The sequence below is a fragment of the Amnibacterium sp. genome, from assembly GCF_051956055.1.
Classification (GTDB): Bacteria; Actinomycetota; Actinomycetes; order Actinomycetales; family Microbacteriaceae; genus Amnibacterium.
Window position 1 is genome coordinate 1 of sequence record NZ_JBQCGC010000086.1, and the last position, 20,660, is coordinate 20,660.

General features: G+C 72.6%; 21 protein-coding genes. 11 read left to right on the forward strand and 10 right to left on the reverse strand.

The features are described 5' to 3' along the window. The 6 genes from ACTHLI_RS12480 to ACTHLI_RS12505 form a co-directional block, all read left to right on the forward strand. Window positions 1-339: hypothetical protein (locus ACTHLI_RS12480; RefSeq protein ID WP_440184095.1), on the forward strand; the 339-nt coding region annotated here is incomplete at its 5' end. Window positions 340-457: 118 nt separating this feature from the next. Beyond that, window positions 458-1,696: a DUF222 domain-containing protein gene (locus ACTHLI_RS12485; RefSeq protein WP_440184098.1), complete on the forward strand. Its 1,239-nt coding sequence runs from the start codon at window positions 458-460 to the stop codon at window positions 1,694-1,696. Between the two features lie 67 nt (window positions 1,697-1,763). Continuing rightward, complete coding sequence (locus tag ACTHLI_RS12490; protein WP_440184100.1) at window positions 1,764-2,285, forward strand: TIR domain-containing protein; 522 nt, start codon at window positions 1,764-1,766, stop codon at window positions 2,283-2,285. Window position 2,286: 1 nt separating this feature from the next. Next, the gene (locus ACTHLI_RS12495) at window positions 2,287-3,168 is read left to right on the forward strand and encodes a DUF4231 domain-containing protein (protein ID WP_440184103.1); all 882 of its coding nucleotides are present in this window, start codon (window positions 2,287-2,289) and stop codon (window positions 3,166-3,168) included. Between the two features lie 82 nt (window positions 3,169-3,250). After that, window positions 3,251-4,432 (forward strand): hypothetical protein, encoded by a 1,182-nt coding sequence (locus tag ACTHLI_RS12500; RefSeq protein ID WP_440184106.1) that lies wholly within the window; start codon window positions 3,251-3,253, stop codon window positions 4,430-4,432. 192 nt (window positions 4,433-4,624) lie between these two features. Further along, the gene (locus ACTHLI_RS12505; protein ID WP_440184108.1) at window positions 4,625-5,473 is read left to right on the forward strand and encodes an alpha/beta fold hydrolase; all 849 of its coding nucleotides are present in this window, start codon (window positions 4,625-4,627) and stop codon (window positions 5,471-5,473) included. A 10-nt stretch (window positions 5,474-5,483) separates the two neighbouring features. Here the strand turns inward: ACTHLI_RS12505 and ACTHLI_RS12510 are convergent, their stop codons facing one another. After that, a complete protein-coding gene (locus ACTHLI_RS12510; protein WP_440184111.1) occupies window positions 5,484-7,238 on the reverse strand; it encodes a serine/threonine-protein kinase in 1,755 nt (584 codons plus the stop codon). 117 nt (window positions 7,239-7,355) lie between these two features. On the opposite strand from ACTHLI_RS12510, the gene ACTHLI_RS12515 reads away from it, so the two are divergent. Further along, window positions 7,356-8,012: a HEAT repeat domain-containing protein gene (locus ACTHLI_RS12515; protein ID WP_440184113.1), complete on the forward strand. Its 657-nt coding sequence runs from the start codon at window positions 7,356-7,358 to the stop codon at window positions 8,010-8,012. On the opposite strand, the gene ACTHLI_RS12520 is transcribed toward ACTHLI_RS12515, so the two are convergent. Next, window positions 8,013-8,888 (reverse strand): patatin-like phospholipase family protein, encoded by an 876-nt coding sequence (locus tag ACTHLI_RS12520; protein WP_440184116.1) that lies wholly within the window; start codon window positions 8,886-8,888, stop codon window positions 8,013-8,015. It abuts the gene before it with no gap. A gap of 381 nt (window positions 8,889-9,269) precedes the next feature. Between ACTHLI_RS12520 and ACTHLI_RS12525 the strand changes: the two genes are divergently transcribed. Together ACTHLI_RS12525 and ACTHLI_RS12530 are read left to right on the forward strand one after the other, a co-directional pair. Then, entirely contained in the window at window positions 9,270-9,974 is a 705-nt protein-coding gene (locus tag ACTHLI_RS12525; RefSeq protein ID WP_440184118.1) for a YciI family protein, read from the forward strand. After that, a complete protein-coding gene (locus ACTHLI_RS12530; protein ID WP_440184120.1) occupies window positions 9,971-11,194 on the forward strand; it encodes an RNA polymerase sigma factor in 1,224 nt (407 codons plus the stop codon). Before ACTHLI_RS12525 ends, ACTHLI_RS12530 begins: the two co-directional genes overlap by 4 nt. A 12-nt stretch (window positions 11,195-11,206) precedes the next feature. Here ACTHLI_RS12530 and ACTHLI_RS12535 read toward each other — a convergent pair whose 3' ends face one another. From ACTHLI_RS12535 to ACTHLI_RS12560, 6 genes are all read right to left on the reverse strand, one after another. Beyond that, window positions 11,207-11,383 (reverse strand): hypothetical protein, encoded by a 177-nt coding sequence (locus ACTHLI_RS12535; protein ID WP_440184123.1) that lies wholly within the window; start codon window positions 11,381-11,383, stop codon window positions 11,207-11,209. Window positions 11,384-11,829: 446 nt separating this feature from the next. Further along, window positions 11,830-13,524, reverse strand: a complete 1,695-nt coding sequence (locus tag ACTHLI_RS12540; RefSeq protein ID WP_440184125.1) for a class I adenylate-forming enzyme family protein — start codon at window positions 13,522-13,524, stop codon at window positions 11,830-11,832. After that, the gene (locus ACTHLI_RS12545; RefSeq protein ID WP_440184128.1) at window positions 13,521-14,333 is read right to left on the reverse strand and encodes an SDR family oxidoreductase; all 813 of its coding nucleotides are present in this window, start codon (window positions 14,331-14,333) and stop codon (window positions 13,521-13,523) included. The genes ACTHLI_RS12540 and ACTHLI_RS12545 overlap by 4 nt, the downstream gene beginning before the upstream one ends. A 108-nt stretch (window positions 14,334-14,441) precedes the next feature. Further along, entirely contained in the window at window positions 14,442-15,491 is a 1,050-nt protein-coding gene (locus ACTHLI_RS12550) for an NAD(P)-dependent alcohol dehydrogenase (RefSeq protein ID WP_440184130.1), read from the reverse strand. 176 nt (window positions 15,492-15,667) lie between these two features. Next, window positions 15,668-16,558 carry an alpha/beta hydrolase gene (locus tag ACTHLI_RS12555; protein ID WP_440184133.1) on the reverse strand — a complete coding sequence of 297 codons (891 nt, stop codon included), beginning with the start codon at window positions 16,556-16,558 and terminating at the stop codon, window positions 15,668-15,670. 76 nt (window positions 16,559-16,634) lie between these two features. Then, window positions 16,635-17,381 carry a 3-hydroxybutyrate dehydrogenase gene (locus ACTHLI_RS12560; RefSeq protein ID WP_440184136.1) on the reverse strand — a complete coding sequence of 249 codons (747 nt, stop codon included), beginning with the start codon at window positions 17,379-17,381 and terminating at the stop codon, window positions 16,635-16,637. Between the two features lie 38 nt (window positions 17,382-17,419). Here ACTHLI_RS12560 and ACTHLI_RS12565 point away from each other — a divergent pair, with 38 nt between their 5' ends. Then, a complete protein-coding gene (locus tag ACTHLI_RS12565) occupies window positions 17,420-17,767 on the forward strand; it encodes a thiamine-binding protein (RefSeq protein WP_440184139.1) in 348 nt (115 codons plus the stop codon). On the opposite strand, the gene ACTHLI_RS12570 is transcribed toward ACTHLI_RS12565, so the two are convergent. Continuing rightward, entirely contained in the window at window positions 17,728-18,903 is a 1,176-nt protein-coding gene (locus ACTHLI_RS12570) for an acetyl-CoA C-acyltransferase (RefSeq protein ID WP_440184142.1), read from the reverse strand. The two genes, ACTHLI_RS12565 and ACTHLI_RS12570, sit on opposite strands and share 40 nt — an antisense overlap. A 66-nt stretch (window positions 18,904-18,969) precedes the next feature. Next, window positions 18,970-19,563: a DUF2510 domain-containing protein gene (locus ACTHLI_RS12575; RefSeq protein WP_440184145.1), complete on the reverse strand. Its 594-nt coding sequence runs from the start codon at window positions 19,561-19,563 to the stop codon at window positions 18,970-18,972. A gap of 109 nt (window positions 19,564-19,672) precedes the next feature. On the opposite strand from ACTHLI_RS12575, the gene ACTHLI_RS12580 reads away from it, so the two are divergent. Beyond that, window positions 19,673-20,647: an NAD-dependent epimerase/dehydratase family protein gene (locus ACTHLI_RS12580; RefSeq protein ID WP_440184148.1), complete on the forward strand. Its 975-nt coding sequence runs from the start codon at window positions 19,673-19,675 to the stop codon at window positions 20,645-20,647. The last annotated feature ends 13 nt before the right edge of the window (window positions 20,648-20,660 follow it).

Genomic DNA, 20,660 nt, shown 5'->3' on the forward strand with positions numbered 1-20,660 from the left:
CAGCCGCTGATCGCGGTCCACGTGACGCCGCCGACGTTCGGCGTGAGCGTCGGCATCTTCCCGGGCGGCCACGCGGAACCCGTCGGCCCGGAGGAGCGGAAGCTGATGGACCACGCCCTGGCCCCCGTGGCCGAGCGGTACCCGGCCCTCCGGGTGGAGCGCCGTCGGAGCACGGAGCGGCCCGCCGACGCGCTCGTCGCGGAGGCACGGACCTCGATGCTCCTCGTGCTCGGCCGGAACGACGAACCGCCCGGCTACCACCGCCCGATCACGCACAGCAGCATGCTGCTCAGCCGGTCGCCGGTGATGGTCGTCCCGCCGGACACGATGGTGGCCTGAGACCGCCGCGGAGGTGTTCGCTCAGGGCGGAACGACTTGCCGCAAATCGGGCTCGTTTGTCCTGCTCAAGCGTTGATTTCCACGATCGGGTGTCGGAGGCCCGTGGTTGGGTCTGCGCATGGAAGCCACCGCCGCCATCAGCGCCGCGATCGCCGCTGCGCTCGCCGCGCGGCCGGCCTTCCACGACCTCACCGACGACCACCTCCTGGACCAGCTCGCGGCGATCGAGGAGCTCGGCCGGATCACCGACGCCCTCCGGCTCGGTGCGGCCCGGGAGGTCGAGCTGCGCTCGAACCCCCGGCTCGGCGAGGAGCGCCTGTCGTTCCGCTCCGGAGCCCGCGACGGGGCCGAGCTGGTCCGCCGCGTCGCGAGGATCGGGCACACCGAGGCGAAGCGGCGCGTCGGTCTCGGCATGGCGCTGGCGCCGACGATCACGCTCCTCGGGCAGAAGGTGCCCGGTCGCTTCGCGCCGCTCGCCGAAGCGGTCGAGGCCGGGCTGGTCGGCATCGACTCGGCGCGGGTGATCATCCGCACCTGGGGTGCGCTCAGGCGCCGTGTGCGGCGCGAGCTCCTCGACGGCATGGTGCTGCAACTCACGGACGCGGCGATGTCGAACGACGCCGAGCAGATGAGCGACCTCGCCGCGGCATGGGCGGAGATCCTCGATCCCGACGGCGCGGAGCCACGGCACGACGAGCAGCGCCGGCGCCGCTCCCTCCGGATCCACGACACCCTCGGCGACGGCACCACGCGCGCCTCCCTGGTGCTCACGCCCGAGCACCTCGCGTTCCTCCGCGAGCTGCTGCAGTCGAGGCGCCGGGGCGTCGTCCTCGAGCGCACCGAGCCGGGGTCGGAGGACGACCCCGAGGCGAGCGGCGGCGAGTGGCGCGAGGGGGAGGCACCCGACGACGGCGATCCTCGGACGCGCGCCCAGCAGGACTACGACACGCTCTTCGAGACGCTGGAAGCCGGCACGAAGGCGGAGCAGGCCGATGTGGCGACCGAGGTCACCCACGAGACCGTCGTCACGATCACGGCTGCGGAGCTGCTCGAGCAGCGCGGGCAGGGCTGGGCACCGGGCGTGCTCGCCGGGCTCCCGATCCCCGTGATCGAGCGGCGCATGTGCTCCGGTGGCACGCTCCTGCTCGTGACCGGTGTCGACGGCGAGATCATGCACTTCGGACGCTCGCGCCGCCTCTTCAGCCCGGCCCAGCGCAAGGCGCTCATGGTCGCGGCCGGCGGTCGGTGCCAATATCCGGGCTGCAGAACGCCTGCGCCGTTCCTCGAAGCGCACCACGCGGACTGGTTCCAGCGTGACGACGGCCCGACGGACATCGGCAACGGCACAAGTTGCTAGTACGCCCCCAGTCAGTGTCCGAACCCCATGGTTGACTCCAAGCGCTGCGGAACCTGAGGAGTCCTTCATGACCAACATCAGACACAAGTGCTTCATCTCCTATCACCAAGAGGATCGCGAAGAAGTGGAGAACTTCATCGCGAAGTTTGATGACACGCATGACTCGTTCATTATGCGGGGCATTCGCTCTGATGAGGACGTGATCAACTCGGACGACACTGACTACGTCATGAGGCAGATCAGAACGAAGTATCTAAAGGATTCGACAGTGACCATCGTGCTGCTGGGGAAGTGCACGTGGGCGCGGAAGTTCGTGGATTGGGAGTTGCAAGCCTCCCTGCGACAGCCAGCGGACGGGTATCCGAACGGGCTTCTCGGATTCATACTCGACAAGAATGCAACGAAGGCAACTCTTCCAAATCGTTTTAAGTTGAATTATGAGTCTGGGTATGCGGGCTTTTATAACTACCCTTCGAGCGCCTACCAACTCGGTACCCTTGTCGACGAGGCGTACGACCGTCGCTTCTCAAGTGCGAACCTGATCAAGAACCCGCGCGAGCGATTCTCTTACAACAGGGCGTGTTCCTGAGGTGCCGCTGGAGGCAGAACTCTCCGACTTTTACGCGGCCTCAGATCAGGTCTCGCTAGATGGCCAGCGGCGATACGTCAACGGGACGCGACTCCAACTGGCGACGCTCGTCGTGGCGGCTCTGGCGGGGGGACTAACGATCCGCTTTGCGGAGGGCGGTGCAGACTGGGCGGGCATCGTCGCTGCTGCCGCGTTCGCCTGCGCTGCGCTTCTTCGCGGGTATCTTTGGCGCGCCCGGCCGGACAAGGACTGGTATGCAGGAAGGGCGGCGGCTGAGTCTGCAAAGACGGTGGCGTGGCGCTTTTCGGTCTGCGCTGACCCGTTTCCCGCCTCGATGACGGACGACGAGGCCATTCGTGTCTTCCTGAGCAGGCTGAGTGAAGTCCGGGCGAAAGTCGCAAGCATCGTTGTAGTTCCCGCGCCTCAGGGACGTGGGGAAGTTACGCAAGCCATGCTCGAACTCCGCCACGGCAATCTGGAACGTCGTCAAGATGCGTACCTGACGGAGCGCATTGAGGGTCAGCGCGAGTGGTACAGCCGCAAAGCGATGTTCAATAAGCGTCGCGTGCGCCTGTGGGCCACGGTCATGCTAGTTCTTGAAGCGGCTGGCCTCATTGGCGCGATCCTCAAGGCAACAGGGATGATTGACGTCGACACTCTTGGCGTGACGGGCGCGTTCATCGCGGCTATCGCGGCATGGTCCGAGATGCGGCAGTACGGGACCCTCGCAAGCGCCTACAGCGTCACTGCGAACGAATTGGCAGACGTGTTGGCGCAGGGACGACTGGTTCACGCGGAGACGGACTGGTCCAAGTATGTGGTTGATGCCGAGGAAGCGATCTCACGCGAACACACCATGTGGGTGGCGTCGCGGGATACGTGACGCGGCCGGACGGCGCAAGTCGTTAACGCATCCCCCGCACGGGCGCAGGTCCGGCACGAGGGACTCAAGCTACGGTCAACTCATGGCTTCATTTGATGGTCGCCCACTTGGCGAACTTTCCGGTTCGGGTGCCGTGTTATTTCTTAGATCTCCCAGTGTGATCACAACCTCCGTGAAATTTGAAGCGGGTGGCGAGGTCACGTTCGTTGTCGGCTCGAGAGCCGTCATCCTGAGCGGCCTTAGTGGTAACAGCGCTGGACCGCTGGTGACGGAATCATTCGAGCGCCTTAACAAGGCTTGCGACATCGTCGCTTCTCGAGGTTACCGAGGGGGCGTAGTGAGCGACCCGATTGAAGAGCACGTCGTCTGGTGGCACGAAGAGGCGAAGACCGTTCTTCGCCTGTGGTCGGCATGGACGACCACAGGAACGCTCAGAGCCGGGAGTCCCGCGGCTCTGTCAAGCCAGGACTGGCACGAAAGCTTGCGCTACTTTCGGATGTCCGAGGAAACCGACGATCTCTTTGATGCTTTCCGTAATGTCTACTTAGGTATCGAGTCTGCACTTAGCGCCCTCGTTCCCGTTCAGTTGAGGCCCGACGGCCGGCCTTCAGAAGGCGAAGGCGCCTGGTTGAAACGCGCCCTATCGGTTCTGTCGGGCTCGATTGACTTGCACGCATACGCGCCGGGCCAGGACCCGGATCCCATACAGGACGTCTTCGACGACCTGTATGGGAGAGTAAGGACGGCCGTTTTTCACGCGAAGACCAATCGTCCCGTGGCCTTGCCGCTCGATCTCGCCAATCGAGACATGGTCAGCAGTGCAAAGATTCGTTACACCCGCCTCCTGGGCGACCTCATGCGCGTCACCCTTGGGGTGCAGTTCCAATGGGGTGGGTTGACGCGCGCATTTATGGATGAGGCGATGAAGGAAATTGTCGGAAATTGGCAGCTGTTCGTCACGTCCGACTCGTCGCCCGCGACCTCGGATGACACCAGAACTTCGCCACGGGGCGAACGAGTTGAGGTGGTAGCGGCACGTAGAGCGCCTGAATTAGATCAGGGTCGCTGGTTCTCAGTCGCCGGGCGATTGTCCGTCAGTGAGATGGAGGTCATTGGTCGATTTGGCGCTATCAACGCCGACGGGGACCTTGCTGGTGTCGAATTCTTAGGAGCCGTTGGGCTCGATGGGATTGACGAGGTTGAGGTAGCCATTGCGGCTCGTCAGCTCAACGGAAACCAGCCCCGGTCCGCCTACCTGACGTGACCGCACCGAGCGAGGTCGCCGCAAGGTGGTGCGCCCGTGGGGCGCGCCCTTGACTTGAAGTGGCAACGTAACTCGTTGGCTGCTTCTGAGCGATCGGCTCGAACCGCACTGGGCGTCACGTCTGCTGCTGATGCGCGCCCTCTACGCTCCGAGCATGGATGCTGCTCCCGCACGCCGGATCGAGCGCAACGCATGACGGACCCCGGGCGGCTCACGCACTTCACGTCCGAGGTGCTGACCTTCACCGTGCAGGATTCGGGGCCGGTCGACGGGCCGGTCGTGATCGCGCTGCACGGGTTCCCGCAGACGTCGAGCAGCTGGGCGGCGGTGACGCCGCTGCTGACCGCGGCGGGGTATCGGGTGCTCGCGCCCGACCAGCGGGGCTACTCGGCGGGCGCACGGCCGCTCGGCGTGCGGTCCTACGGCATGACGTCGCTCGTCAATGACGTGCTCGCCCTCGCGGACGCCGCAGGCGCGGAGCGGTTCCATGTGCTCGGGCACGACTGGGGTGCTGCGGTGGCGTGGACCCTCGCCGGCCGACACCCGGAGCGGGTCGCGTCGCTGTCCGCGGTCTCGGTCCCGCATCCCGCCGCGCTGCAGCGGGCGCTGCTCGGCCGGCAGGCGCTGCGGTCCTGGTACATGGGCTTCTTCCAGCTCCCCGCGGTCCCAGAACGACTCCTCCGGGCCCGCGGTGGGGCGCTCGCCCGGCGCCTGCTCGGCGGCACCCGCATGCCCGACCTCGACGCGGCGGTCCGGCTGCTCTCGAACCCGGCCACGGCCCGGCCGATGCTGAACTGGTACCGCGCGATCCGCCTCCGGGGGCAGCTCACCGCGGGTCGCGTCCGCGTGCCCACGCTGTTCGTGTGGAGCGATCGGGACTCGGCGATCGGGCGCCAGGCCGCGGAGCTCGCCGGGGACTTCGTGTGCGCGCCGTACCGCTTCGAGGTCCTCACGGGCGCCTCGCACTGGATCCCGGAGGAGCGGCCCGCGGAGCTCGCGGCGCTCGTGCTCGAGCAGCTCGGAGCGCACCCGCTCGGCTGAAGCGCTGGGCTCAGCCGACGACGGCGGAGTCGGCGATCTTCCAGACGCCGCCTTCGCGGACCAAGCGGAACACCGTGTTCTCGACGCTCACGCCGCTGTCGCGCCGGTAGGTGAGCGTGGCCTCGACCCGGTCGTCGGCGATCCGCCGCACGTTCGTGGCGGTGACCGAACGGACCTGCGCCCAGAACGCGTCGTAGGACGCCCGGCCGCCTGCGTGCCCGGACTGGTAGGCGGCGGTCATGAGCGGCCACGCCGCCGCCGTGTTCCGCGGGACGAGGGTGTAGTAGTGCTCGATCGTCGCCGCCGGCGTCTCCGCGGGCGCGGGCTTCGAGGTCGGCGTCGCGCTCGGCGAGCTCGTCGGCGTGGAAGTGGGCGTCGAGGACGGCGTGGGCGTCGCGCTCGGGGTCGAGGACGGCGTCGGAGCGGGGGAGGGGGTCGTCACGCTCTTCGTCGGGGGCGACGATGTGCGTGCGACCGCGGTCGGGGACCCCGGAAGCAAGGTGAGCACCAGGCCGAGGGCGAGCACCGCGAGCAGCACGACGACGACGGTCACGGCGACGACGACGGCACGGCGACGGCTGCGCCGGTTCGGCTCCGGCGGCACTCCGGCCGCAGCGGCGTCCATCGGGGGCGGGCCGACCGGAGGGACGGCCGCTCGCTCGGTGACGGGCGCCTGGACCGGGTCGGTGGCGGTCGCCTCCGATTCCCTCGGCTCCGCGTCGGTCCGCGCCGCATCCACGGGTGGTGCCTCCGCCGCTTCTGCGGGAACCGCGGACATCGCGGCCGCGACGGTCCCATCCGCCTCGACGGGGGCGGCCACGAGCGTCGACGGGTCGTCGCGCTCGACCGGCACCCACGCCGTCGGCTGGTCGGGGTCGGGGTCCGCGCCGTCGGAGTCCGCCTCGGCGGGGACCGGCAGGGTCGGCACCAGATCCTCGCCGAGCTCCTCCTGCAGCGCGGCGAGGCGGCGCGCGACCTCGCGCATGGTGGGGCGCGCCTCCGGATCGGATCGCATCATCCGCAGCAGCAGCGGCCCGAGCGGCCCGCTGTCGGTGGGTGCCTGGAAGCCGCCGACGGCCACGCGGTGGAGGACGGCGATCGAGTTCGGCTCCTCGCCGAACGGCGCCCTGCCCTCCGACGCGGCGTAGAGCGTCGAACCGAGGGAGAAGACATCGGAGGCGAACGTCGACTCCTCGCCGCGCGCCACCTCCGGTGCCAGGTAGGCGGGGGTGCCGTGCATGAAGCCGGTGGAGGTGAGCGAGGCGTCGCCGAGGGCGTGGGAGATGCCGAAGTCGCTCAGCATCGCTGCGCCGTCCTCGTCGGCGATGAGGATGTTCCCGGGCTTCACGTCCCGGTGCACGATCCCGAGCGCGTGCGCCGCGGCGAGGGCGCCGGCCACCTCCGCGCCGATCCGCGCGACCTCGCCGCTCGGGAGCGGCCCCCGGCGCTTGATGCGGGCCGACAGCGGTTCGGAGGGCACGTACTGCATGACGAGGCACGGCTCGCCGTCGTGCTCGACCGAGTCGAAGACCGGGACCGCGTGGGGGTGATGGAGGCGGGCCGTGATCCGCGCCTCGCGCATCGCCCGCTGCTTCGCGAGGTCCGCCTCCTCCTCGGTGACGCCGGGCTGGGTGCGCAGCTGCTTGACCGCGACGGGGCGGCGGAGGAGCTCGTCCGTGGCCTCCCAGACGACACCCATGCCGCCGGCGGCGAGGCGCCGCTGCAGCCGGTAGCGGCCGGCGATCAGCTCCTGCGGTGCCCCCATCGACGCACCTCCGAGCTCCCCGACCGAGCGCGGGCGATCCTACGGGAGCGGGGCAAGAAGCCCCCGGGACACCGTCGAGCGCGGACCGTCCGCCCCGTCCGTGCTTCCATGGAACGCATGGCGGAGAGCGTCGAGGAGCTGCGAACGAGGCTCGCGCATCCGAACCCGTCCGCGCGGCTCCAGGCCGCCCTCGCCGCCGGGATCAGCCCGGACCCGGAGTCGGTCGAGGTCCTCGTCGAGCGGTCGGGCATCGAGCCGGACTTCTTCGTGCGCGACATGCTCACCTGGGCCCTGACCCGCCTCCCCGCCGACCGCGCCGTGCCGCGGCTCGTCGACGAGCTCTCCTCGCCCTTCCCGCAGGCCAGGAGCCAGTCGCTGCACACGCTCTCGAAGATCGGCGACCGGAGCGCCGCGCCGGCCGTGACCGCGGCGCTGCTGCACGACGAGGAGGACGAGGTCGCGAAGGCGGCCTGGCGCGCCGCCGTCGCCCTGACCGGTCCGGAGGAGCAGCCCGCACTCGCCGCAGCACTCGCCTCCGAGCTCGGACGGCGGGACGCGGAGACCCGGCGCAGCCTGACCCGGGCGCTCCTCGCCCTCGGGGAGGGGGCGCGGGCCGAGCTCGAGCGCGTCGCGGCGGGCGGGACCTTCGGAGCCCGCGTGCACGCGGTGACGACCCTGCTGCTCCTCGACGAACCGGAGCGGGGGTTCACCTCCGCGTTCTCGGAGGCGCGGCGGATCGTGCTGGCGGCGGACGACGCGGCAGCGGCCGACTGATCACGACCAGAACGGGCCGAGCCGGTCCGCCAGCGCCCGACCCTGCGTGAACCCGGCCCGGGCGGCCGGTGGCCGGCGCGCGACGTCCATCATCCCGTCGCCGAACACGGCGAGTGCCGCCTCGTCGGGGAGCACCGTCTCGACGCGGCTGCCGGCCGCCCGCAGGTCCTCCACCTGCGCGTCGAGCTGCATCCGCCACGCGAGCGGATGCCGGGTGCGTCCGCCGAGCGGGGAGAGGACGAGCACGCGGTCCGCGCCGGCCGCGAGGTCCGCGTTCTCGTTGCGGCGATACCCGCCGTCGATGAACGCCCGGTCGCCGATCCGGTAGGCGGAGGCGCCCGCGGTGCTCGCCGCGACCGCGTCCACCACGTCGACGCCGGACCCCCGCTCGAACACGACGCCCTCGCCCGCGCGGGCGTCGACGGCGGTGAGCAGCACCCGCCGCTCCGGCCAGTCGGCACCGACCAGGCGCGCGGCGACCGTTGCCCGCCAGCGGGCGCTGGCAGCGCCGGTCGCGTCGAGCTCGAGGAACGCCGCCCCGATCCGCCGCCGCATCTCGTCGGCGTCCGCGGAGGTGGCGATGAGGCGCCCCGTGCGCTCGAGCAGGGCCGGCACACCGCCGCTCGGCCGGTGCTGCTGCGCGGGCGGCGGGGTCGTGGCGGCGGCGAACAGGTCCGGCAGCGGCAGGGTGCCGAGCTGCACGGCGGCCGTGGCACCGGCGGAGGTGCCGACGGTGAGATCCGCGTCGGTGACGTCCAGGCCGGCGTCGAGCAGGCCGGCGAGCACGCCGAGCAGCCAGGCGTTGCCGACGGCGCCGCCCCCACCCAGGACGAGGGCGCGGCGGATCGGGGAGGGGGAGGGGAGTGCTGCGCTCATGGGAGGCGCCTTTCGCGACGAGGGTCTCGGCGCTCCCGGCGACTACGGCAGTCGCGCGATCGTGGGCTGGGAAGCCGCCACGGATGCTGGGGTCATTCGGGCTCACCTCCTGTCGCCGACGGTCGATCCGCAGCACCGTCCCACGCCGGAGGCCCGTACCGCAACGGGTTCGACGGGGTGGCCGACGCCCGCGTCCGTCGCCTCCGGCAGCACCGGTCGCCTCCGGCAGCCCCGATCGGCGGATCCGGCTGCTGGAACCGACGAACGCTGCCGGAACCGACGGCGCGGGTCGCGGAGCCGGTTCGGTGCAGGGTGTCCTCGCGAGGCGATCTCGTTCGTCGTCCTTGCGAACCGCACGTCGAAGCGGTACGAGGAGGAGTCATGCAGTACGTGATGCTGGTCCGGGTCGACCCCGAGCTCGCTGCCACCACCGAGATCGAGGACGTCACCCCCTGGGTCGACGAGGGCAGCCGGCGCGGGCTGCGCGTGCAGGGCGCCCCCGTCGAGGAGCCCGGCACGGCCACCACCGTCCGGGTCCGCGAGGGGCAGGTGCTGCTCAGCGACGGCCCGTTCGTGGAGACGAAGGAGGTCATCGCCGGCTACGACCTGCTCGAGGCGCCGGACCTCGAGACCGCCGTCGAGTACGCAGGGCGGCACCCGGTCGCGCGGATCGGCGCGCTCGAGGTGCGGGAGGTGTGGGAGGACTTCGTCGCGCCCAGGGAGGAGCCGGCTCCGCCGACGCGCACGGACGGGCAGGACTACCTGTTCCTCCACGTGCCCGACCCCGCGCTGTACGCGCGGCTCGCGTCGCGCAGCCTCGACCCGACCGACTGGGTGCGGAGGGTCGAGGACGAGGGCGTCACGCTCGGCGGCGCCCGCCTCCGGGACGAGGACGCCGCGGCCGCGACCGTCCGGTCGAGGCAGGGCGAGGTGCTCGTGAGCCGCGGGCCGTTCGCGGAGCTCGGGGAGCAGATCGCCGGCATCGACCTCGTGCGCGCCGCGGACCTCGACGAGGCGCTCGAGCTCGCCGGAACGCATCCCACCGCGATCATCGGCGCGATCGAGGTGCGGCCGGTCGTCGGGTGAGCGATCCGGCGGAGACGCTCGCCCGCACATTCGCGGACGAGTGGGGGCGCATCGTCGCCTCCCTCGTCCGCACCACCGGCGACTGGGCGCTCGCGGAGGACGCCACGCAGGAGGCGTTCGCCCCCGCCGCGTCGCCCTGGCGGCGGGACGGGGTGCCGCGCAACCCCGGCGCGTGGCTGACGACGGTCGCGCGCAACCGGGCGCTCGACCGCGTGCGGCGCAGCGCGACCGCGCGGTCGGTGCTCGCGAAGGCGGCGGAGGGAGGGGTGGAGGTGGACGAGCGCGAACCCGACGACGTGCCGGACGACCGCCTCCGGCTCATCTTCACCTGCTGCCACCCCGCGCTCGCGCTCGAGGCGCGGGTGGCGCTGACCCTCAGGACCCTGTGCGGGCTGACCGTGGAGGAGATCGGGCGGGCCCTCGGCTCGAGCGAGGCCGCGACCGCGAAGCGGCTCGTGCGGGCGCGGCAGAAGATCCAGCGCGCGGGCATCCCGTACCGCGTGCCGAGCGGCGCGGCGCTGCCCGAGCGGCTCGACGGGGTGCTGGCCGTGCTCTACCTCCTCTTCACCGAGGGGTACGCCCCGAGCGGCGGCGGCGCGGTCGTGCGCCCGGAGCTGTCGGGGGAGGCGATCCGCCTGACCGGGGTGCTCGCGGCGCTGCTGCCCGACGAGCCTGCGGTGCACGCCCTGCTCGCGCTCGAGCGCTTCCAGGACTCGCGGCGGGCGGCGCGCACCGCGGCCGACGGGTCGCTCGTCCCGCTCGACGAGCAGGACCGGTCGCGCTGGTCCGTGTCGTCGATCGCGGCGGGGGAGGCGGCGCTCGAGCGCGCCGAACGGCTCGCCACGGGCGCCGGCTGGTACCTCGGGCAGGCGCGGATCGCCGCCGCCCACGCGCGGTCGCTCCGCACCGGCGCGGTCGACCGGGCCGCGATCGCGCGCGAGTACGCGGTGCTGATGACCTTCAGCGCCTCACCCCACCTCGCGCTCGCGCACGCCGTGGCGGTGGGGATGGGGGAGGGGCCGGCCGCCGGCCTCGCGCTCCTCGACGGGATGGAGGCGGGACCGCTGGGGTCGTCGCTGCCGGCGGCGCGCGCCGACCTCCTCCGGAGGGCCGGGCGGTCCACCGAGGCCGCGGCCGCCTACCGCGCCGCGCTCGCGCTCGTGCGGACCGAGCCGGAGCGCGCGTTCCTCACCCGGCGGCTCCGCGAGGTCGGCGGCTGACGCGGGCGCGTCTCAGGGAAGCGGGTCGGTGTCCTCGTCGCGCTCGGCAGCGGCCTCACCGGCGCTCGTCAGGGTCTCGTTCGCCTCGGCGGGCTCGCCGTGCTCCTCCTGGACGGGCGCGTCGGGGTGCTCGTCGAGGGCCGTGTTCAGCTCTTCGGGGTGCGGCATGAGGGGTTCGGCCATCGACATGGGGCGATCGTCGGGCATCCAGGTGAACGGCGCCTCCGGATCACCGCCACGCGGCGTTCAGGTCGCAGTGCGCTTCGCCGCGTCCGGCCGCCGCGGCCGCGGTGTTCACTCGGGTCCGTGGAGAAGCTGGCGGAGCTGGGTGGCGCGCTGACCGCGGTGTGGGTCGCGGTGAGCGTCGCCGTCGCCATGATCATCGGCCGCGCCTGCGACCTCCGCGAGCACGAAGGGCGCTGATCCCGCGAGCCGCAGCCCGCGGGGTCGGCGCCCTTCGGTCCGGGCGCGGGGTGCGCCCCTCCTGAGCACGACAGCCTGAGCACGACAGCAGGACGCACGCGCTTCAGCAGGAACGGATCGGCGAAATACTCCTGCCGAAGTGCGTGGATCCTGCTGACGTGCTCGGTTGTTCCTGCTGTCGTGCTCGGTCGAGGGTCCTGTCGTGCTCCGGGTCAGGGGCGGTGGAAGCGGCCGGCCTCCGCGTCCTGGACGGCCTGCTCCTTCAGCACGAAGTGCTGCTTCTTGCCCGTCGCCGTGTAGGGCAGCTCCTCGACGAAGCGGTACAGGCGCGGGCGCTTGAAGCGCGCGAGGGAGACGCTCTCGACGCAGAACCGGTCGAGCTCCGCCGCGGCGGCCGCCGGATCCGTGAGCCGCCCGGGCCGGGGGAGCACGTACGCGACCACGACCTCGCCCCACTCCGGGTCGGGCAGGCCGGTGACGATCGAGTCGGCGACGTCGGCGTGGCCGGCGAGCACCTCCTCCACCTGCACGGGGTGCACGTTCTCGCCGCCGGTGATCACCATGTCGTCCTTCCGGCCGATCACCGTGACGATCTCGTCGCCGTCCCACGTGGCGAGGTCGCCCGGGTACAGCCAGCCGTCGTGGAACTTCTTCGCCTGCTCCTCCGGGTTGTGCATGTACGCGTAGCCGCTCTTCACGCTCCGCATGATGACCTCGCCGATCGCGGTGCCGTCCTTCGCGACCGTGTCGTCCGGGTCCGCGACGCGGTCGGCGTACACGTTGACCACGGCGACGTCGTCGTCGATGCACGCACGGCCGGCGGCACCCGCGGCGTCCGGCAGATCCTCGGGGCGCAGGTAGGTGTTCCAGAACGCCTCGGTCGTGCCGTACCCGTTCGCGATGCGCGGCGTGAGCACCCGCTGGTACCGGAGGGCGGCGGCCCGCTCGAGCGGAGCGCCCATCGTCACGATGCCGGACAGGCTGGAGAGGTCGCGCGGCCGCGCCTCCTGCGCCTCCGCGAGCCGCTCGAGGTTCGTGGGCGCGCCGATCACGTAGGTGAGCCCGTCGTGCTCGACCGCGTCGAGCACCGTGCCGGCGTCGAACTGGGGCAGGGTGACGACCTGCGCGCCGACGTAGAACGCGGTGTTCGGGCCGGCGCAGTAGTTGCCGCCGCGGTGGAACCACGGCGACATGTTCATCGTGCGATCGCTCGGCCCGAGCGGGAACTGCATGATCACGTCGTGCGCGGTGAGCACCTCGTTGAGGCTCGTCAGCGGCACAGCCTTCGGCATGCCGGTGGTCCCGGAGGTGTAGAGCCGGGACGTCTCGTCCCAGACGGTGGCGCCGGCCGGGGCGCGGAAGCTCGGCGCCCCCTCCTGCACCAGCTCCGCGAACGGCACGGCGCCGGGCAGCGGATCCGCGTCCTCGCCCACGTACGCGAGCGTCGGCGGGGTGAACCCGGCGAGGGAGATCGCGGTACGGACGTCCTTGCTGCTCGCGCCCTCGTAGACGAACACCGCGGGGCGCGCGGTCCGGAGGATGTGGCCGGTCTCCGCGGGCGCGAGCCGGAAGTTCATGGGCGACGACACCGCGCGGAGGCCCTGCGCGGCGACGTAGAGGAACGCGAACTCGGGCCGGTTCATCAGCTGGTACGCGACGATGTCGCCGGTGCCGACGCCGCGCGCGGCGAGCCCGGCGACCAGGCCGCCGGTGACGGCGCCGAGCTCCGCGTAGGTCCAGCTGCGGCCGGTCGGGCCGTCGACGATCGCCGTGCGGTTCGCGTAGCGATGGGTGTTGCGCTCGACCGCGGCGGCGTAGGTGAACGACGTCTCGAACACCTGCTTGAACGCGGTGGGGTCGTAGTCGGTGTTGCGGTCGTCGGTGGTGGTCCCGTCGATCAGGCTCATGCGTCGGCTCCTTCTTCCTCCAGGTCGCTCGGGAACGGCGGCGCGACGACGGTCAGACCGCCGTCGACGACGAGCACGTGCCCGGTGATGTACGCCGCGTCGGCCGAGCAGAGGAACGCGACCGCGGCTGCCGCCTCCCCGGGTTCACCGAGCCGCCGGAGGGGCACGCGGCGGACGACGGCGTCCGCTCCCGCCACCCCCGGGCTCGAGTAGTAGGTGCGGGAGGAGTCCGTGTCGAACACCCCGCCGTTGACCGCGTTGACGGTGATCCCGTCCGGGCCGAGCTCGGCCGCCATGTGCCGAACCCAGGACTCGATCGCGGCCTTGTCGGCACCGATCGCGCCGTAGCGGGGGAGCACCCGGTGGCTGCCGTAGCTCGTGACCGCCACGATCCGCCCCGTGCCGAGCCGCCGCATGGCGGGCGCCGCACGCTGCGCGAGCAGCACGAACGAGCGCGTGTTCGTGGCCCAGGACCGTTCGAGGTTCGCCGCCGAGAGCGACTCGAGCGGCTTGAACGCGCTCGCGGCGGCGTTCGCGACGAGCACGGCGAGCGGAGGCCCGTCGGCGAGCCCTGCGAACAGGCCGTCGATGCCGTCCGCGTCCTCGAGCTCCAGGTGGGCCGCGCGAGCCGAGCCCCCGTCGGCCACGATCCGCGCGACGACCGCGGCGGCGGCCTCCGCGTCCCTCCGGTACGTGAGCACGACGTGATGACCCGCAGCGGCGAGCCGCAGGGCGATCTCCCGGCCGATGCCGCGGGACCCGCCGGTGACGAGGGCGGTGGTCCCCGTCAGCGGATCGGTTGTCGGCACACCACCATGTTGCCCCCGTTTCCCGGGTGCGCGGTCAGGCGGCGGACGGACGCGCGGCTCGGAGTGATCTCGAGACTGCGTCGAGAGCACCCCGGGCCCGCCGGTCGGTCAGGCGGGGATCGTCGCCGTGTCGATCACGTAGCGGTAGCGCGCGCCGCCGTCGACGACCCGGTCGTAGGCCGCGGTCACGTCGTCGGCGCCGATCCGCTCGACGACCGCGCCGATGCCGTGCTCGCCGCAGAAGTCGAGCATCTCCTGCGTCTCGCGGATCCCGCCGATGTTCGAGCCCGCGACGCTGCGCCGGCCGCCGATCAGCGAGAACACCGCGAAGGACTGCCGCTCGCTCGGCGCGCCGACGTAGACGAGACTGCCGCCGACACGGAGCGTGCGGGCGAGCCGATCGATGTCGACGTCCGCCGAGACCGTGTTGATGATCAGGTCGAAAGTGTTGCGCAGCGCCTTCAGCGCCCCCTCCTCGCTCGTGGCTACGTAGTGGTCGGCGCCGAGGCGGCGGCCGTCCTCCTCCTTCGAGCGCGTACGGGAGATCACCGTCACCTCCGCGCCCATGGCGTGCGCGAGCTGCACGGCCATGTGCCCGAGGCCGCCGAGCCCGACCACGGCGACGCGCTTGCCGGGTCCCGCGCCCCAGTGCCGCAGCGGGCTGTAGGTCGTGATGCCGGCGCAGAGCAGCGGCGCGGCGACATCCAGCTCGATCCCGTCCGGGATCCGGAGGACGTAGCGCTCGTCCACGACGACAGCGGTGCTGTAGCCGCCGTAGGTGACCTCGCCGTCGTAGCCGCGGGCGTTGTAGGTCCCGACGTTGCCCTTCAGGCAGAACTGCTCCTCGCCCGCGAGGCAGTACTCGCACTCGCGGCACGAGTCGACGAAGCAGCCGACGCCCACCCGGTCGCCGACGGCGTACCGCTCCACCTCGGAGCCGACCGCGCTGACGGTGCCGGCGATCTCGTGACCGGGCACCATCGGGAAGATCGCGCCGCCCCACTCCTCCCGCGCCTGGTGGATGTCGGAGTGGCAGATCCCGGCGAACGCGATGTCGATCGCGACGTCGTGCGGGCCGAGATCGCGACGCTCGACCGTGCCGCGGTGGAAGGCGGCGCCGGCGGCGTCCGTGAGCAGGGCGGGGACGGTGGTGGGCATGCGGGACCTCCGAGAGCAGCAGCGGACGGGAGTGACGGGCCGGGTCGCGCGGAACGCGCGTCGCCTGGGCCGCGTCGGACGCGGCCGGATCTCGGCCGCCGGGCGATGGTACCCGGGCTTCGCGCGCCGCTCGCTGGGCGGCAGTCAGCTCCTCCCTGGTCCTGGAAGGGGCCGGATCAGGGCAGGCGCGTCACGGCGGTGCGGACCGTGTCGGCGACCCGGTCGGCGCCGGGGCGGCCCATAACGATCGTGTGGTGGTTCACGTCGGGCACCTCGACGACGTCCAGCTGCGGCACGTCGGAGGTCCAGGTCTGCAGCACTCCGGGCGCGTAGAGCCCGGGCGGCTCGGCCTGCAGCCCCAGCGGCGAGCGGAGGACCGTGGCCGGCTGCCGCACGGTCCGCAGCGCGGCCAGGTACCAGTCGTGACCGAACAGCTCCTTCTGGTCCGCTGCCACCGCCTCCGGGTTCGCGGAGGGCCGGGAGGCCCCCTCGACCGGATCGAGGTCGTAGTCGGCGTAGGCGGCGACGTCGTCGTTCCAGGCCCCGGCGAACGCGGGGTGCGCCTGCCAGAACCGGGCGTAGTCCTCCCGGGAGGCGAACGTCCGCGTCAGCCGCGTCCAGGCCGGCCCGAGCAGCGCCTCAGGAGGGAGCGCGAGCAGCGCGTCCAGATCCACGCCGGGCGGCACGGCGAGCGGGAGGCCCCCGTCGATGAGCACCACCTCCCGCACGCGCTCGGGCTCGCGCGCCGCGAGCAGCAGCGCGACGTACGCGCCCATCGAGTGGCCGACCACGACCACCTCCGCCTGCGCGAGGTCGTCGAGCACGCGGCGCAGGTCGATCGCGTGCTGCCGCAGGCCGAACGGCCCGGGGAGACCGGCGCTGCGCGCGCGGCCCCGGAGGTCCGGAGCGACGATGCGCGCCTCCGGGACGAGGCGGGCGAGCGCGGGCCAGGTGCGGCTGGACGCGGTGATCCCGTGGATCGCGAGGACGACCGGGCCGTCCTCCGGGCCGTACTCCCCGAGGCGCAGCTCGCCCCCGTCGACGGGGACGGTGCGGTCGCGGATCATCGCGCGACCGAAGCCGGGGTGCGGGGTGGTCTCGAGGCTCGCTGCGCTCGCACCTCGACCAGCGGGAGGGGTGGCGTCATTTCGCGGTCCAGCCGCCGTCCATCGTGTAGGAGGCGCCGTTGACCATCGCGGCCGTGTCGCCGGTGAGCCAGAGCACGAGGTCCGCCACCTCCTCCGGCTCCACGAGGCGCTTCACGGCCGCCTCGGTGAGCATGATCTCCTCGACCACGCGGTCCTCCGGGATGCCGTGCACGCGCGCCTGGTCGGCGATCTGCCGCTCCACGAGCGGCGTGCGGACGTACGAGGGGTTGACGCAGTTGCTCGTGACGCCCTTGCCGCCACCCTCGAGCGCGATCGTCTTGGAGAGCCCTTCCAGGCCGTGCTTCGCGGCGACGTAGGCCGACTTGTAGGGGCTCGCCCGGAGCCCGTGGACGCTGCTCACGTTGATCACGCGGCCCCAGCCGCGCTCGTACATGCCGGGGAGCGCGGCGCGGGCGAGCTGGAAGGGCGCGACGAGCATGAGGTCGACGATGAAGCGCCAGCGCGCGGGGTCGAACTCCTCGACCGGGCTGACCGTCTGCACGCCCGCGTTGTTCACGAGGATGTCCGCGGTGAGCCGCAGGGTGTCGAGCTCCGCGGGCTTCGACAGATCCACCTGCCAGACCTCGCCACCGATCGGATCCGCAACCGCCGCGGCGGCCTCGCCGTCGAGGTCCGCGACGACCACGTGGGCGCCCGCAGCGGCCAGCGCCCGGGCGATCGCGGCGCCGATGCCGCTCGCCCCACCGGTCACGACGGCGTGCGCCGCGGTGAGGTCGGTCATGCTGCCTCCTTCCCGGTGCCTGGTGGCACGCTGGGGCGATGCTCATCGCCTTCTCGGTCGCGCCGTCCGGCGGCGACCAGCCCGACGGCTCGGTGCACGACGCGGTCGCCGCGGCCGTGCGGATCGTGCGGGAGTCGGGTCTCCCGAACCGCACCGGCTCGATGTTCACGGAGCTCGAGGGGGAGTGGGACGAGGTGATGGACGTCGTGCGGCGCGCGACGGAGGCCGTCGGCGCGTTCGGGCCGCGCGTCTCCCTGGTCCTGAAGGCGGACATCCGCCCCGGGCACACGGGTGAGCTGACCGGGAAGGTCGAGCGCCTCGAGGCGGCGCTCGAGGGGCAGGCGGCTCACCCCTCCACCGACTCCAGCAGCACCGCGGCGCCCTGACCGCCGCCGCCGCAGATCGCGGCGACGCCGAGCGAGCCCGGGCCGAGCTCCGCGACCTGGCGCGCCACGTGACCGGCGATCCGGGCACCGGAGGCGCCGATCGGGTGCCCGAGCGCGATCGCGCCGCCGTGCACGTTGACGATCAGCGGGTCGACCCCGAGCAGCCGGGTGGAGACCACGGCGACGCTCGCGAACGCCTCGTTGATCTCGACGACCTGCAGCTCGGCGACGTCGCGACCCGCGAGCTCGAGCGCCTTGCGGGCCGCGTTGGCCGGCTGGGCGTGCAGCGAGACGTCCGGGCCGGCGACCATCGCCGACGCGACGATGCGGGCGAGCGGCTGCGCGCTCCGGCTGCGAGCGAGGTCCTCGTCCATCAGCACCACGGCCGCGGCGCCGTCGGTGATCTGGCTCGAGTTGCCCGCCGTGATCCCGCCCTCCGGGCTGAACGCCGGGCGAAGCGCGGCGAGCGTCTCGGCGGTGGTGCCCGGCCGGAGGCCGTCATCGGCGGACACCGTGGTGCCGCGCCGGCCCGGCGTGGTGAGCGGGGCGATCTCGCCCGCGAGGTAGGCGCCTCCCGCCTCCAGCCGCCGGTGGGACTCGGCCGCCCACGCGTCCTGCTCCTCCCGCGTCACGTGGTTCGCGGCGTTGCGGTCCTCGGTGGAGGCGCCCATGCTGCGGTGCTCGAACGCGTCCGTCAGCCCGTCGTGCTCCATGGTGTCGAGGAACTCGACCGACCCGTAGCGGTGGCCGAGCCGTGAGCCCGGCCAGGCGTGCGGGGCGAGCGACATCGACTCCTGGCCGACCGCGACGACGATCCGCGCCCGGCCGTCCGCGATCATCCTGGCGCCCTCCGCCACCGCCTCGAGCCCGGAGAGGCACACGGCGTTGAGCGTGATCGCCGGCACCGTGAGCGGGATCCCGGCCCCGACCGCGGACTGCCGCGCGGGGTTCTGACCCGCGCCCGCCTGCAGCACCTGACCGCCGACGACGCGGTCGACCTCCTCCGGTGCCACCCCGGCGCGCCCGAGCGCCGCGGTGATCGCGTGCGCACCGAGCGCGGTGGCGGGCAGCTGGGCGAACACGCCCGAGAACTTCACGAACGGGGTTCGGGCGTACCCGACGACGACGGCGCGCATGGGTCCACCTTCCCCCACTTCGCCCCGCGCGCGCCACGAACTCCTCGTGGGTCCCGTGATGAGGCGTCAGGACTGGAGCTGCGTCACGACCTGGTGCACGAGATCGATCAGGCTCGGGAGGCGGATCAGGAATCCGATCCCGGACACCGCGAGGCCGAGCAGCGACTGGGCGAGCCCGGTCCGATGGGAGCCGTCCTGCGCGAGCCGGCGGCTGCGGGCCAGCCCCCGGACGGAGACGAGCAGGCCGGCCAGCGAGATCAGCCCGTATGCGCCGAGGATCAGGCCGAGCACGCCGAGCACGATCGACGCCATGGCGAGCGGGTTCGCCGCGGCCGCTCCCGCCGCTGCGCCGAGCGGCGCGGCCTCGGTCGGGCGCCGCGGCGCCCGCGCACCGGGGACGCGCTGTCCGGTCGTGTTCGCTGCCGTCGTGGCGAGGCGCTGGGCGATGCCCTGCTCGGCGCGCTGTGCCGTCGTGCGCGCCACCTCGCGCGCGGAGACGGTGCTGCTGCGACGTGCCTCCGCGACCGCCCGCCGCGCGCGATCGGTGACCTCGTCGGGTGCCCGCCTCGCGTCGGACCAGCCGAGGCCGTTCCACCAGCGCAGCATGCCGGGCCGCTCCGGGTCGGGCATCCAACCGGGCTGGTCTCCTGCACTCGGCACGGCCGCCTCCTCGCGTGGTGAGGCCATCATGCGCCCAGTACAGCGTCGACGGCGGGTTCACGGCCGTCCGAGTCGGTCCGCGCCCAGGGCGGCGGGGCAGGATGCCCGGATGCGCGTCGTCGTCATCGGAGCCACGGGTCATGTCGGCGGCTACCTCGTGCCGCGTCTCGTCGAGGCCGGGCACGAGGTCGTCGCGATCAGCAGGGGCCACCGCGCGCCGTACCGGGAGGACCCGGCGTGGGCCCGCGTCACCACCGTCGTAGCCGACCGCGACGCGGAGGACGCGGCGGGCAGGTTCGGTCCGCGGATCGCGGCGCTGGAACCGGACGCGGTCGTCGACATGGTCTGCTTCTCGCCGGACTCGGCGCGGAAGCTGCTCGCCTCCCTCCGGGGCTCCGGCGCGTTCCTCGCCGTCTGCGGGTCGGTCTGGGTGCACGGCAGCGCCACCGAGGTCCCGGTGCTCGAGCACGAGGCGCGGGCGACGTGGGGCGAGTACGGGCTCGGGAAGGCCGCGATCGAGGCGCTGATCCTCGACGAGGCCGAGCGTCCCGACGGTGTCCGTTCGACGATGCTGCATCCCGGGCACATCAGCGGGCCCGGCTGGGGCGTGATCAACCCGACCGGCAACCTGGACCCGGAGGTCTGGCGCGGGCTCGCGGCGGGGGAGCGGCTCGCCCTGCCGAACCTGGGCCTCGAGACCCTGCACCACGTGCACGCCGACGACGTCGCGCAGGCGTTCCAGCTCGCGCTCGAGCGGCAGGAGGCCGCCGCCGGTCGCGCGTTCCACGTCGTCTCGGAGCGCGCGGTCACCCTGCGCGGCTACGCCGAGGCGGCCGCCGCGTGGTGGGGGAGGGCGGCGGACCTCGAGCTGGTTCCGCTCGACGCGTTCGCGGGCACGACCACCGAGGAGCACGCCGCGACAACGCTCGAGCACATCAGCCGCAGCCCGTCCGCCTCCATCGCCGCGGCCCGCGAGCACCTGGGCTACGCGCCCCGCTGGACCTCGCTCGCCGCCGCCCACGAGGCCGTGGCGTGGCTCGCGGCGCACGGCCGGCTCGACGTCCCGCTTCCCGGTGCATTTTGAAGGGGTTTCTGCC